13 protein-coding genes are annotated in these 13,918 nt (G+C 31.1%); 12 read left to right on the forward strand and 1 reads right to left on the reverse strand.

The window, feature by feature from the left end; all coding sequences use genetic code 11:
- The first annotated feature begins 42 nt into the window (after positions 1-42).
- The 8 genes from ACWJKE_RS01460 to ACWJKE_RS01495 all read left to right on the forward strand — a co-directional run bounded on the left by ACWJKE_RS01460 (position 43) and on the right by ACWJKE_RS01495 (position 7,231).
- Positions 43-735, forward strand: a complete 693-nt coding sequence (locus tag ACWJKE_RS01460) for a 5'-methylthioadenosine/adenosylhomocysteine nucleosidase (RefSeq protein ID WP_165412104.1) — start codon at positions 43-45, stop codon at positions 733-735.
- A gap of 118 nt (positions 736-853) precedes the next feature.
- Complete coding sequence (locus ACWJKE_RS01465) at positions 854-1,453, forward strand: TraR/DksA C4-type zinc finger protein (RefSeq protein ID WP_216302483.1); 600 nt, start codon at positions 854-856, stop codon at positions 1,451-1,453.
- Between the two features lie 103 nt (positions 1,454-1,556).
- Complete coding sequence (gene lspA, locus ACWJKE_RS01470) at positions 1,557-2,003, forward strand: signal peptidase II (protein ID WP_216302484.1); 447 nt, start codon at positions 1,557-1,559, stop codon at positions 2,001-2,003.
- Positions 2,004-2,915 (forward strand): RluA family pseudouridine synthase, encoded by a 912-nt coding sequence (locus ACWJKE_RS01475; protein WP_216302485.1) that lies wholly within the window; start codon positions 2,004-2,006, stop codon positions 2,913-2,915.
- Between the two features lie 222 nt (positions 2,916-3,137).
- Entirely contained in the window at positions 3,138-3,674 is a 537-nt protein-coding gene (pyrR, locus tag ACWJKE_RS01480; RefSeq protein ID WP_220285930.1) for a bifunctional pyr operon transcriptional regulator/uracil phosphoribosyltransferase PyrR, read from the forward strand.
- Positions 3,675-3,789: 115 nt separating this feature from the next.
- Positions 3,790-5,073 carry a uracil permease gene (uraA, locus tag ACWJKE_RS01485; protein ID WP_462959108.1) on the forward strand — a complete coding sequence of 428 codons (1,284 nt, stop codon included), beginning with the start codon at positions 3,790-3,792 and terminating at the stop codon, positions 5,071-5,073.
- 151 nt (positions 5,074-5,224) lie between these two features.
- Complete coding sequence (locus ACWJKE_RS01490; RefSeq protein WP_216302488.1) at positions 5,225-6,364, forward strand: THUMP domain-containing class I SAM-dependent RNA methyltransferase; 1,140 nt, start codon at positions 5,225-5,227, stop codon at positions 6,362-6,364.
- Between the two features lie 405 nt (positions 6,365-6,769).
- Positions 6,770-7,231 carry a hypothetical protein gene (locus ACWJKE_RS01495; protein ID WP_216302489.1) on the forward strand — a complete coding sequence of 154 codons (462 nt, stop codon included), beginning with the start codon at positions 6,770-6,772 and terminating at the stop codon, positions 7,229-7,231.
- A 414-nt stretch (positions 7,232-7,645) separates the two neighbouring features.
- Here ACWJKE_RS01495 and ACWJKE_RS01500 read toward each other — a convergent pair whose 3' ends face one another.
- On the reverse strand, positions 7,646-9,385 hold the full coding sequence (locus ACWJKE_RS01500; protein ID WP_216302490.1) for an Rqc2 family fibronectin-binding protein: 1,740 nt from the start codon (positions 9,383-9,385) through the stop codon (positions 7,646-7,648).
- Between the two features lie 184 nt (positions 9,386-9,569).
- On the opposite strand from ACWJKE_RS01500, the gene dapF reads away from it, so the two are divergent.
- The 4 genes from dapF to ACWJKE_RS01520 all read left to right on the forward strand — a co-directional run bounded on the left by dapF (position 9,570) and on the right by ACWJKE_RS01520 (position 13,913).
- Positions 9,570-10,391: a diaminopimelate epimerase gene (gene dapF / locus ACWJKE_RS01505; protein ID WP_216302555.1), complete on the forward strand. Its 822-nt coding sequence runs from the start codon at positions 9,570-9,572 to the stop codon at positions 10,389-10,391.
- 148 nt (positions 10,392-10,539) lie between these two features.
- Positions 10,540-12,219, forward strand: a complete 1,680-nt coding sequence (locus ACWJKE_RS01510) for a GspE/PulE family protein (protein ID WP_216302491.1) — start codon at positions 10,540-10,542, stop codon at positions 12,217-12,219.
- A 54-nt stretch (positions 12,220-12,273) separates the two neighbouring features.
- On the forward strand, positions 12,274-13,470 hold the full coding sequence (locus ACWJKE_RS01515; protein WP_462959109.1) for a type II secretion system F family protein: 1,197 nt from the start codon (positions 12,274-12,276) through the stop codon (positions 13,468-13,470).
- Entirely contained in the window at positions 13,470-13,913 is a 444-nt protein-coding gene (locus ACWJKE_RS01520; RefSeq protein WP_216302493.1) for a prepilin-type N-terminal cleavage/methylation domain-containing protein, read from the forward strand. The genes ACWJKE_RS01515 and ACWJKE_RS01520 overlap by 1 nt, the downstream gene beginning before the upstream one ends.
- Positions 13,914-13,918: the final 5 nt, after the last annotated feature.

A 13,918-nucleotide genomic window follows, 5' to 3' on the forward strand; every position in this document is an offset into this window, starting at 1 on the left:
GTAGCGTGTACTACACTAGATATTTTAAGGAGGAATAGAAAAATGAATATAGGTATTATTGGAGCAATGAAAGAAGAAGTTGAATTTTTAGTTAGGGATATGGATTTTAAAAGAAAAGATGTGAAGGCCGGAATGGAATTTAGGCTTGGTGTTATACATAGTAAAAATGTAGTTATAGTTACTAGTGGTATTGGCAAAGTAAATGCTGCGGTGTGTACTCAAATATTAATTGATGATTTTAATGTGGATTATATTATAAATGTTGGTATTGCAGGTGGGACTGTCGATAATATATATCCGGGGGATGTTGTAATAGGTGAAAATTTAGTACAACATGATATGGATGTGTCTGCATTCGGTGAAAAAAAGGGGCAGATTCCAAGATTAGATACTTTTGATTTCAAATGTGATAAGACACTAATTCAATATGCGAAAGAAGCATGTAAGGATATAAAAGGACATAAGTATTTTACTGGAAGAATTGTATCAGGAGATCAATTTATTGCAGAAGCTTCTAAAATAAATTGGCTTAATTCTGAATTTGAATGTTTGGCTTGTGAAATGGAAGGAGCAAGTATTGCTCAGGTGTGCTTTTTAAATGAGATTCCATTTATTGTTATTAGATCGATATCGGACAATGCAAGTAATGGGGCTCATATGGAGTATGATGAATTTAAAGATATTGCTGTGGAGAATTCTACAAACATTTTAAATAATATGTTGAAACTTATTTAAAAAAAATTAATTATTATTAAATAAGTGTAATAAAATTCTTTCCATGAGAAAACATAAGCATATAGAAGTTTTATTTGTTTAATATTACGACTATATTAAAACTAGAGGAGTTGTTATCATGGAAAAGAATAAAATACAATATTTTAAAGAAAAATTAATAAGTGAACAGGTGCGGGTCCTTGATATTATTAATCAAATGAAACAAAATGGTGTTATAGATTCTAACAGTGAGATGGCAACTGAGTTGTCTTTTTATGACAATCACCCATCTGATACTGCATCTGAATTATTTGATAAGGAAAAGGGGCTCGCACTTAAGGGAAATGAGATGTCAACTATCAAAAAAATTGAAGATGCTTTAAAAAGCATTGAAAATCATACCTATGGTAAATGCAAGAGTTGTGGCACCGATATAAGTGACGAACGGTTAGAATTTACACCATACGCAGAAAACTGTGTGTTATGTCAAAAATCCATAGATAATAACAAGCCAGCAGAACAAAACAATAGATGCGTTGAGGAAGATGTACTTGGGATACCCTTTAGATACAGTAATAGCGGTGAAGTAGGTATTGATGCTGAAGATACTTACCAAACAGTAGAACGTTTTAATAAATTAGAAAATATATCTGAGTTTTATGATGATGACGACGACGGTTATGTTGAACCTATAGAGAAAATAAGCAATGAGCAATATAAAAATCAGTTACCAGATTAATTTAGGCAGACTAAAAAAGTATATATTGCAAAGAAATTTTAGTTTAAAACTACATTTGTAGCAATATGTACTTTTCTTTTTTATATTAAATAGGAGGAAGGGTATGGAGGCATTAATTATTTTCTTAGGGCTTATATTGGACAGATTAGCCAAAGTTTGGGCACTAAGTTCTTTGAGAGAAAAAAATGGAGTTGTATTAATTAAAGACTTTTTTAAATTTGAATATTTAGAGAATAGAGGAGCGGCTTTTGGGATTTTGCAAAATAAATTGATATTGTTAGCTTTAGTCACGTTACTTATTATATCAGGTATGATATATTATATTATTAAGTACAAGCCAAAATCGAAATTTTTAAGGATAAGCTTTGCTTTTATTATAAGTGGAGCACTAGGAAATTTGTATGATAGGGTATTTTATAAATATGTAGTAGACTTTATTTTAATTCATTATAAAGAGGTATATTACTTCCCAACATTTAACATAGCTGATATGTTAGTAGTTGTGGGAACCGCGATTTTGGCAATTTCTATAGTAAAGGAAGAGGTATAAATGGACAGATATGAGTTTAAAGTTGATGAAAGTTCAGTTGGTACAAGATTAGATGTTTTTGTTTCTAGTAAGTTTGAAAATAAATCTAGAGCGTATATTCAAGGAATAATTGAAGGTGAAAATGCGGCTGTTAATGAAAAATGCAGAAAAAGTAATTATAAATTAAAACTAGATGAATTAATTACATTAGGTATTCCAGATCCCGTAGAGTTAGACGTAAAAGCCGAAGAAATACACTTGGACGTTTTATATGAAGATAGTGACGTAATTGTGATTAATAAACCACAGGATATGGTTGTTCACCCTGCACCAGGCAATTATAGTGGTACCTTGGTTAATGCACTCTTAAATCATTGCACAGATCTATCAGGCATCAATGGTGTGCTTAGACCAGGGATAGTTCATAGGATTGATAAGGACACATCTGGAGCATTAGTGGTAGCTAAAAATGATAACGCCCATAATTCTCTTGCCGCACAGCTTAAAGATCATTCAATGACAAGAAGTTATTTAGCTCTTGTAGAAGGTATAATTAAAAGTGATGTAGGCACAATAGATGAACCGATCGGAAGACACCCTAAAGATAGGATAAAAATGGCAGTAGTTGAAAGTGGTAAGAAGGCTGTTACCCATTTTAAAGTAATAGAAAGATTTGATAGTAATACATTAGTAGAATGTAACTTAGAGACAGGGCGAACTCATCAAATAAGAGTACATATGGCAAGGATAGGACATCCTTTAGTTGGCGATTTGATATATGGTTATAAAAAGCAGAGCTTTAATTTGAAAGGGCAAGCTCTTCATGCGAAAAAACTTGGATTTATACACCCAAGTACTAATGAATACATGGAATTTATTTCACCCCTTCCAAGTTATTTTGAAAAACTGATTACTAAGTTGAAAAATAGTTGAAATAGCGCATAACATGTGATATTATGGTGGAAATACAATACCACATGTCAGGTGTATTGTGTTATTAATATAATATTTATCCCTTTAAATGTTCCAGAGAGATCATAAGGATAAAGAGAGTAATACTATTATTTAAGTATAGTATGCCTTTACCTTTTGGTGAAGGCTTTTTTATATTAAGCTCATTAAAAGAAATAATACTATTAAGTAGGAGGCTAGGTTATGGAATTTAAATCAGTGCTGTTAGATGAAAAAGCCATAAAAAGAACATTGACAAGAGTAGCACATGAAATTATTGAAAAAAACAAAGGAACAGAAAACATTATGCTTGTAGGAATTAAAAGACGAGGAGTACCAATTGCAGAAAGAATTGCTCTTTTAATAGAACAGTTTGAGGAAATTAAAATTCCAGTAAGCAGTGTCGACATTACTTTATATAGAGACGATCTTACATCAATAGACAATCAGCCAGTATTAAATAATGTAGACTTGGAAATAGATGTAATAGGTAAAAAAATCATTTTAGTAGATGATGTTCTGTATACTGGAAGAACTGCAAGAGCTGCTATTGATGCCATAATAGATAAAGGTAGACCTCAAATGATACAATTAGCTGTTTTAGTAGATAGAGGACATAGAGAACTACCTATTAGGGCAGATTATGTAGGAAAAAATATACCTACTTCAGGTAAAGAAATTATTTCTGTTGAACTTTTAGAAATTGATGGGAAAGATTCAGTAAGCATATTTGAACTGTAGCTTCGAAGAAGATGCATAGCTTCGAAGAAGATAAATAGCCTCGAAGAAGATAAATAGCTTCGAAGAAGATAAATAATCGTTTAATATAGTCTAGCGAGACTAAAAGGGGAACTAAATGAAAAATTTTGTAGATGTTGATGAAAAATTACCTTTAATAAAGACTATCCCATTAAGTTGCCAACACTTATTTGCTATGGTGGGTGCGACTATACTTGTACCAATGTTAACAGGTCTTAGCCCATCAATTGCGCTATTTTGCAGTGGTGTGGGAACACTATTGTATATTTTATGTACAAAAGCTAGGCTTCCAGCATATGTAGGATCATCTTTTGCATTTATAGGACCGATGTCAGTTGCAACAAAGTTATATGGACAAAGTTCTATGTTGTCGGGCATTATTGCAGCAGGGTTTGTATATGTAATTGTAGCTTTAATTATTAAACTTGCAGGAACCAAATGGCTAGATAGAGTACTGCCCCCAGTTGTGGTAGGTTCCGTTGTAATTGTAATAGGACTTAGCTTAGCTAGCGTAGCAATAGATTGGTCGGGTCTTAATGCATCATTTACAACCCCAGCACTTGAAGGTGTATCTAGAGGTACATGGGTATTTATATCAATGGCAACACTTGTCATAGCAATAATGGGTACTATGTATTTTAAAGGATTTTTCGGGGTAGTACCAATTTTGATTGCAATGGTAGTAGGATATACACTTTCTGTATTTTTAGGAGTAATTCCGAGTGAAGTTTTAAAGGAAATATGGTCTGCAAAATTTATTACATTACCAAGTTTTGTTATGCCTTCCTTTAACATAAATGCTATTATGCTTATTGCCCCAGTGTCTTTCGTAACACTCGCTGAACATATCGGTCATGTATATGTTACAAGTAATGTTTGCGGAAAAGACTTCGCAAAAGATCCGGGGCTTCATAGATCAATCCTTGGAGACGGTGTTGCTACCATGTTTGCTGGGTTTGTAGGTGGTCCTCCTAATACGACTTATGGTGAAAACATAGGAGTTATGGCAATCACAAAGGTTTATAGTGTTTGGGTAATTGGAGGAGCCGCTATCATCGCAATTATATTATCATTCATAGGACCAGTATCTGCGGTAATAGGAAATATTCCACTACCTGTAATTGGGGGAGTTAGTGTAATGTTATTTGGAATAATTGCATCCTCTGGTTTTAGAATTTTTGTAGAAGATAAAGTCGATTTTAGTAAAAAGAGAAATCTGATTATTGCTTCAGTGATAATAGTTTTAGGTATTGGCGGAGGCGGTATTAAGGTTCCATTAGCAGGGGCAGAGGTAGAAATTGCAGGAGTGGCTTTAGCAACTTTAGTGGGTATAATATTGAACTTAGTTTTACCTGAAAATAGTAAGTCAGGAGATAACTAATAAGGTTTTCAAACAAAAGTGCCAGAGTAGTTCAGGCACTTTTATTTCAATGTGCTTAATTTAAAAATTCTAGACAATACTAACAAATAGAGATATTATAATATAAGAGAGATACGAGAAATAACGTAAGAAGAAATGGGAGAGATAATATATGATGTATACTTTAATTGCCACTACTACTTTTGGAATAGAAGCGGTTACAGCAAAGGAACTAAAGGCACTTGGATACGAAGATTTAAAGGTTGAAAATGGAAGGGTAACCTTTGAAGGGGATGAAATGGATATTGCTATATGCAATACTTGGCTAAGAACAGCAGAAAGACTTTTTATAAAGATGGCTGAATTTAAGGCATTGTCTTTTGAAGACTTATTTCAAGGAACACTCGCAGTCGATTGGGGTAATCTAATACCAGAAGACGGCAATATGCATATCGTAGGCAAATCTGTAAAATCACAACTCCACAGTGTGCCAGATTGTCAAGGCATAGTAAAAAAAGCGGTAGTTGAGTCTATGAAGAAAAAATATGATAAAGAGTGGTTTTCAGAAGAAGGACCTGAGTATAAGATAGAGGTTGCAATCTTAAGAGACGTAGTAACTTTATCAGTAGATACTTCGGGTGCGGGATTACATAAGAGAGGATATAGAGAATATGCTGGTGACGCACCACTAAAAGAAACTTTAGCTGCAGCCCTTGTGTTAATAAGTAAATGGGATAGCTCAAGAGTTTTAGCTGACCCGCTTTGTGGTTCGGGAACAATTGCAATAGAAGCAGCTCTTATAGCTAAAAATATTGCCCCAGGGATAAATAGAAAATTTGTAAGTGAAACTTGGCCTAATATAGAGAGTGATATTTGGACGCAAGTTAGGGAAGGTGCAAGAAAAACTGTAAGTCCTAATGAAGTTGAAATACTAGCTTCTGATATTGATGGAAGACTATTAAAGACAGCAATTGACAATGCAGAGAAAGCAGGAGTCAAGGATTTTATAAAATTTCAAAAAATACCAATGCAAAGTTTTGCGTCTAGGCAGAAATATGGAGTTATAATAACAAACCCACCATATGGAGAAAGATTAGGTGAAGCAGAAGAAGTAAAAAGACTGCATGTTGATCTTGGAGAAATGTATTCAAGCTTAAATGAATGGTCTTGCTTTGTTATAACAGCTAACCGTGAGTTTCAGAGGGACTTTGGAAAGAAAGCAGATAAAAATAGGAAATTATATAATGGAAGATTACTATGTTATTATTATCAATATATAAAAGAGATACCTAGGAAAAAAAAGGAAGACTAAGAGTGTAGCCGTATGGAAATTCTCCTACGTGCCTTGAAATAAGACTCAAAACGTGAAATTCAATCAATAAATTCTAATCTTTTGCGAATATAAAATTTTCTGACGTTCGCACTCCATTTATTGTCAGGTTCACGAGAATTTTATATTAGCAAAAGAAGAATTTCTAAATGAAGATAAGACAAGTGATATATACATATATCACTTGTCTTATCTTTTGACTTAAAGTTCGTTGAATGGATCAGAAAAGTAGTTATATAATTTCAAAAAAATGCTGGATTTAACGATGATTTAATGTTGAATACGGAACAAAACACACCATAAAAAGTTATTTTATGGTATTAGACTTAAATAAAAAAATATATCAAGTATTAACAACTAAAATTATTTGCGAAGGAGAGAGTTTTTATGAGTATTATTAATATTATTATTCCATTATTTTTTATTGTGATTATTTTAAAACAGTTAAGAGATATGAAAGCATTAATGGTGCCAACAAGAAAAGGGTATGTAGAAATTATTACTGTATTATTTGGTGTGATTATTTTCATTGGTATTATATATTTTTATGCTAATACCTGGGTTCATTATGTAACAGGGGTACTAGCTATTTTTATGTTTGTAAGCATGTGGATTAAAGAAGGAATTAACTCAAAAGGCTTCATATCAATGAATAGATGTAAAGAGAGTATTTCATGGAATGAAATTGAAAAAGTTATGGTAATTAGTTCAAAGGATATAAAGGTTAAGTTAGCAGGTGAGTTTATGGAGCAGACATTTCATTTTAAAAAGAGTGATTACGATAAAGTTATTACTATTCTAAAAGAAAATTTACCTATACAAGCACAGTTACAAACTAATCCTCAATAGGGAGATGAAAAACATGACTGTCCTGTACTGAAAACTCAATTTCTAAATATGGTAATAGCTAAAGCAATCTTTAAATTAGAAGTTCCGGTTTTTATTTTGGAAAGTGAACCTAGGTATATTAAAAGCATTTTGTTGAGTATTTTAGATCGATATAGTAAACTGAGCTCAAAAAAGTTCCTACACTGGACATTATAGGAACCTTTTTAAAAGTAAGTTATTTTATAAAAATTTAGTTTAAATAAAAGGATACTATGATACAAAAATATTCAGGTCAGAAAAGCAGAAAACCCCACGATATATATTCTGTTTTACCAATATAAGGGGTTGGATTTTCAGTACAACTAAAATTAGTAGTTCTTAGAGAAGCGAATGCATTAATCGTATTGCAATACGCGTAATATATACTTTATTTATTTATTCAACTCTTTCTAAAGTACTTTCTATAGGGGTTATATACATAGTTTTATTTGTTGAGTAAATAACCATACCAGGTTTTGAACCAGAAGGTTTCTTTACATTTCTCACCTGGGTATAATCAACAGGTACACTAGAGGAATTTTGGGATTTACTATAAAATGCTGATAAGTTTCCAGCCTCGAGTAGGGTGGTTTCAGGTATATCACCAATGTTTTTAATAATAACATGAGAACCAGGTATATCCTTTGTGTGAAGCCACATATCGTTTTTGTTGGCAAGTTTTAAAGTTAAAAAATCATTTTGAATATTATTTCTACCAACATAAATATCAATGCCTTCACTTGAGATGAAGTGCATAGGTTTGGTCGGCTTTGCCTTTTTATTTTTACCTTTACTGTGTTTTTTTAATGTAATATAGTCAGTTTCTATTAATTCATTTTTAATATCTTCAATTCCATTATAATTTTCTACATTTAGTATGTTGGTGAGTACAGAATGAAGATATTTTAACTCGTTTTCAGTGAGAGTCATTTGAATTAGGCCCATTTCTTCTGCTATCTTAAATTTATTATATTTTTTATAATAGTATTGAACATTCTGCGATGGAGTTTTGTTTTCATCAAGTTTTATTTTAATGTACTCACCATCTTCACTGTAATAATTTAAAAGATTAGCAACTTTGTCACCCTTTTTAAGGGAGTGTATATTTGCAGTTAAGAGTTCACCATGTAATTTATAGGTGCCTTTAGTTTTACAGTCATTTAAGGTCGCGTTTAGTATTTTCACTTTTTTATCACAACGATTAATATTGTTATTAACTATTTTTTGAAGGTTTGAGCTTTTAGAATTTAATCTATCATGTTTATCTTTTCTAAAATAAAAAGTCTCTATTAACATAGATGGTGATTCAAATTCTTCAAAATCACAATCTTTTAATGAAGTAAGTTTTATACAATGGAAATCTTTTAGTTTATCATTCATAGCATAGGCCGCTAAAAAAATATTATCATGCATGTTTTTAAAGATGCTTATAGTGAAATCATAAATGTTTTTAGCGTGATCTAAATCAAAAACAATATTTTCCTCATAGTACCTATAAACAAGTTCTGATGATAAGTTGGAGCTTATTCCTGTAAAAGCACCAGTAAAAAACTTTTCAGCGAATGGTATGTTTTTATCCATTAGATATTTATAGAATTCATCATACTCAAAATTAAAAGGATCTAGTTTTGTGGAAGCGGGAGGGTATATATATTCTACACCTGTGTATAAAACACGATAACTGTTGACGTCTGAACTAACATGCTTAATGCTATCCATAATTAAATTATCACGGGTACGAACTAGGCTAATATTACTGTGCCTGCCCATTATTTCAACTATTAATGAGTATACACTATCAAAGCCTAATTCATCGCTGCTTTTAAAGTCAATAACTAGTATTCTATCTGAATTTAGTTGTCTTATATCTAAAACTGTGGCAGTATTTAAATATTTTCTTAGAACCATGCAAAATTTAGGCGCCTGTATTGGGTTTTGCTTATTAAAGTCTGTAAAATGAATTCTAGGATAATTGGAACTTGAACTTATTAATAACTTATAGACTTTTCTATTTTTTTTGAAACTTAATATAATTTCATCTTTTTCTGGTTGGGTTACTTTATCAACTCTACAATCTATGATTATATCTTTTATTTCCTCAACGAGGCTAGATAAATAAATTCCATCTAATGCCATATATATCATCCTTTCCTTCTGAAATGTAGTTAAGTCAGCATAAATTTATATTTATGCTTTGTAAATAATATATTATATAATATACTATTATTAAGATGTATTATTATTAATAGTATACCATTAAAGAAAATTATTGAAAAGTCATGGTATGCGGATAGCAAAGAGGAGGAGTTATATGGGAATTATAAAGTTTACAAAAATGCAAGGAACGGGAAATGATTTTATTGTTATTGAAGATTTTGAGGGCAAATATGACAATTTAGAGCAGTTAGCTAGTAAACTTTGTGATAGGCATTTTGGAATAGGTGCTGATGGTATTTTAATGGTTAGAAAAAGTAATATAGCAGATATACAAATGATAATTATTAATGCTGATGGTTCATATGCGTCTATGTGTGGTAATGGCATAAGATGCTTTGCCAAATATATTTGGGAAAAAAAATATGTGCAAGGCGAAAATATAAAAATTGAAACTGGTGATGGTGTAAAGCTCGCAAGTATACGCATTAAAGATGGATTTGCTGAAAGTGTAATTATAAATATGGGAAAATATAATTTTAACACTAAAAGTATTCCAGCTTTAGAAAAGGGAGAAATAGTTAATAAAAAGTTAGAGATTAACAATAAGGAGTACTATATTACGTCATTGCTTATGGGTGTACCACATACTATTGTTTTTGGGAAACATGAAGATTATAAGGTAGAGGAAGGGAAATTAATTGAGAATCACGGTTTATTTCCTGAAAAAACAAATGTAAACTTTTGTGAAATAGTAGCTAAAAACATGATAAAGGTTAAAACTTGGGAAAGAGGTGCAGGGCCAACTCTCGCCTGTGGCACGGGTAGTTGTGCATCAGTGGTAGCAGCCAATAGATTAGGGTATATAGAGAAAAAAGTATCGGTACAGGTTCCAGGTGGATTACTTAATATAGAGATTGTTAAAGAAGAGGTTCTAATGGAAGGGCCTGCAGAAATTACATTCGACGGAAAATTTTTTCTAAATTAATTTGCATACAACTGTCTATTTACTAATAGCGCAGTTGTTTTTTATTGTATTTGTTTTTTTAAAAAGTGAATATAATTTCCAAAAGTGACAATGATTACAAACATGATGCGCTTTATAAATTTTACACATTAAGGAAAGGTAAAATAACATGAAAAAAAATTTACTAAAGTTATTATTAGACAAAAACCTAATTACCACAGAGAGTTATAAAGAGGTAAAGGAGATTTCACTTAAGAAAAATTGTAGTGAAGAACAAATAATACTGTATGACATAAAGATAGATTTAAATGCTCTTATTTCAATAGTAGAGAATGATTTTAGCATACCATATGTTGATATAGAATCTATTTGTACAAGGAATAAAGCATTTAATCTAGTTTCAAAAGAAATAGCAAAAAGATATTGTTTAATACCTTTTTATGATAAGAACAATGAAGTATATGTGGCTTTTTCAAATCCCTTCGAAATAAAAGTTCTTGATGAACTAAAATTTATAACGAATAAAAAGATTAAAATATTCTTTGCCCGAGCTAGCCAAATCTCGGATGCTATCGAAAATTGTTATGGAAAACAAATTGTCGATGTTGCAGTTGAAGAAATGAAACAAGAATATATGCTAGAAGCCAAGCAAAAAAATGAAGATGGTAATTCAACATTTTCTATTGAAAACGCACCTGTTATAAGGATAACAAAATCCTTACTAAAACAGGCTGTAAATGAAGAAGCTAGTGATATTCATCTGGAGCCTTTTAAGAATTTCACTATAATTCGCATGAGAGTAGATGGCATACTAAATGAAATAAACCAAATTCCTAGTAATGTATATAAATCCTTATGCACAAGGGTAAAAATAATGGCAAATATGGATATAGCCACTAAGTTAATCCCGTTAGATGGCAAGATAACTGAAAATATAGATGGAGTAGACTACGATTTCAGAGTGTCCTCGTTGCCAACAATGTATGGAGAAAAACTAGTTATAAGGGTTTTATACAAAGCGGAAAGATTCATTGATTTGGACTCATTAGGATTTAGCCCCGATAAAGTTATGATCTTAAGGGATACATTAAAACTTTCTCATGGAATGATAGTGGTAGCGGGACCTACAGGAAGCGGGAAATCAACAACATTATATGCGCTACTAAATGAAATCAATAGTAAAAGCAAAAATATTATTACTATAGAGGATCCTATAGAATATAATATGCCTAGAATTAATCAAGTAAATGTAAATAATAAAGCGGGTCTTACTTTCTCAAATGGGCTCAGAAGTGTATTAAGGCAAGATCCAGATGTAATAATGATTGGAGAAATACGAGATGAAGAAACAGCACAAATAGCTGTGAGGGCATCAATAACGGGACATTTAGTTTTATCAACGCTACACACGAATAATGCAAATACTTCAATATCTAGGCTGATAGATATGGGTATTCCATCATATTTGGTTGCAGATTCATTAGTCGTGGTAGTAGCTCAGAGATTAGTAAGAAAATTATGCCCTTATTGTAAAATTGAATATGAGATTACTTATGAGCAATCTAAGCGTTTAGGATTTAAGGGCGGAGAAAAAACATATAGTGCTTTAGGATGTAATAAGTGCAATGAGACTGGATATAAAGGGAGAACTGTGATATATGAATTATTAAAATTAGATAGTAATCATAAATCTATTATAGCAAAAAGTGGAATAAGTGATGAGCTTTGGAAATATTGCAATGAAAAAAAGTCAAGTTCGTTTATGGAGAGTTGTAAAGAGCTAGTGATTAATGGTGTAACCTCAATAGAAGAATTTGTAAATGCTACTTATAGCTACAATTTAAAATAATGTAGCTGAAAATAATAACAAGTCAAGTATGACAAGTGATAGGTGAAATATAATATGAGATATAAATACACAGCTAAAACATCAAATGGAACTTTAATAAAGGGCAGTACAGAAAGCGACAGTACTTACGAACTAGCATTAAGCTTACGTGAAAAAGAAATATTTTTAATAAAAAGTAAGCGGATAAAAAAAATAACTAGTATTTCAAGTAAACCTAATTTAAAAATGATATCTATATTTTGCAAGCAATTCTCAATATGTATTAAATCGGGTATACCAATATGTGATATTCTTAATTTGCTTTACGAGCAAATGATTCATAAATCCATAAAAAAGAGTCTTATTAGCATTAGAGAAAATGTACAAAAAGGTAATTCACTATTTGTAAGTATGAAGAAGACTGTAAATGTATACCCTGATTTTATGTTAAATATGATTTATTTGGGTGAAGAGAGTGGAAAACTGGATATAATTCTAGGGGAATTGTCTAAGTATTATGAAAAAGAGTATAAGCTCTTAAAAAAGTTTACTAATTCTATGATTTATCCCTGCACAGTATTTCTAACATTAATGGTTGTATCATTGTTTTTGATTATAAAGATAATCCCAGTATTTATATCAAACTTAAATTCTCTTGATGCAGATATTCCACTAATAACTAGGCTTGTTTTAGAATTCAGTAATTTTGTGCGTAGCAATTCATTATGGATTTTAATAACTTTTTTAATTCTTATTTTTGTTTTTATCGAATGTCTTAAAACTGAAAGTGGAAAGGTTATTTTTGACAAATTTAAATTTATGTGTCCTATAGTAGGTCCGGTGCATAAAAGGATTATTTATACAAGGTTTTCTAGAGGGCTTAATATTTTATTAAGCAGTGGAGTGGGGCTACTTAAAGCGTTTGAAATAATTGATGATGTTATTGGTGATAGATATTTTAAGTTAAAGCTTAAAACAGTTTTTAATGATATAAAAAAAGGAGAAAGTTTATCGAATTCATTAGATGCAATGAACCTATTCCCACAATTTTTTGTGGCTATGATAAAAATAGGCGAAGAAACGGGGAATTTAGATGAAATGTTTTTAACAGCTGCAGATATATTCTATGAAGATGCTCAGGAAAATGTAGAGAAAGCCACAGTACTATTAGAGCCAATTCTAATAATATTTTTAGGAATTATGATTGGCACAATTATATTAGCGGTTATGCTACCTATGCTTAATGCTATGGACTCTGCGGGTAAATTTTAATGATGAAAAAGAGTGGATTTACATTAATTGAGACGATAATAGTTATATCGATTATGAGTATAATCGGTGGATGTAGCGCTATTTCTGTTAGGTATTATAAAACAATAAGAAACAAAATAGATGCGGATTATTATTGTAATGCTGTAGTAGGTTTTATTAATAATTCAAAAATGTATTGCAAAGAAAATTCTTGTAGTGCCGTTATAACTTTTGATATACCAGGAAATCAAATGATGTTACATGCTGATGGTGTGCCGATAAACAATCTAGCATTATCAAATAAGATAGTATTAGATAATGTAAATGTGGACCAAAGTAAAATGGGTATAGATAATGAGGGCTATATTAAGGAGGCGTACACAATAACCTTAAAGGAAAATAATTTAGTGAAACATAAAATTACAGTGAGAGTAGGTACGGAATATATTAAAATTATTGAGTAAAAGGG

Source organism: Clostridium sp. CM036 (assembly GCF_055081135.1).

Excerpts from the sequence above, each read along its gene's own strand:
- ACWJKE_RS01520 (WP_216302493.1), top strand. The coding sequence starts at position 13,470 with ATGATGAAAAAGAGTGGATTTACATTAATTGAGACGATAATAGTTATA.
- ACWJKE_RS01495 (WP_216302489.1), top strand. The coding sequence starts at position 6,770 with ATGAGTATTATTAATATTATTATTCCATTATTTTTTATTGTGATTATT.
- uraA (WP_462959108.1), top strand. The coding sequence starts at position 3,790 with ATGAAAAATTTTGTAGATGTTGATGAAAAATTACCTTTAATAAAGACT.
- ACWJKE_RS01475 (WP_216302485.1), top strand. The coding sequence starts at position 2,004 with ATGGACAGATATGAGTTTAAAGTTGATGAAAGTTCAGTTGGTACAAGA.
- ACWJKE_RS01510 (WP_216302491.1), top strand. The coding sequence starts at position 10,540 with ATGAAAAAAAATTTACTAAAGTTATTATTAGACAAAAACCTAATTACC.
- ACWJKE_RS01460 (WP_165412104.1), top strand. The coding sequence starts at position 43 with ATGAATATAGGTATTATTGGAGCAATGAAAGAAGAAGTTGAATTTTTA.
- ACWJKE_RS01465 (WP_216302483.1), top strand. The coding sequence starts at position 854 with ATGGAAAAGAATAAAATACAATATTTTAAAGAAAAATTAATAAGTGAA.
- ACWJKE_RS01490 (WP_216302488.1), top strand. The coding sequence starts at position 5,225 with ATGATGTATACTTTAATTGCCACTACTACTTTTGGAATAGAAGCGGTT.
- lspA (WP_216302484.1), top strand. The coding sequence starts at position 1,557 with ATGGAGGCATTAATTATTTTCTTAGGGCTTATATTGGACAGATTAGCC.
- pyrR (WP_220285930.1), top strand. The coding sequence starts at position 3,138 with ATGGAATTTAAATCAGTGCTGTTAGATGAAAAAGCCATAAAAAGAACA.
- ACWJKE_RS01500 (WP_216302490.1), bottom strand. The coding sequence starts at position 9,385 with ATGGCATTAGATGGAATTTATTTATCTAGCCTCGTTGAGGAAATAAAA.
- ACWJKE_RS01515 (WP_462959109.1), top strand. The coding sequence starts at position 12,274 with ATGAGATATAAATACACAGCTAAAACATCAAATGGAACTTTAATAAAG.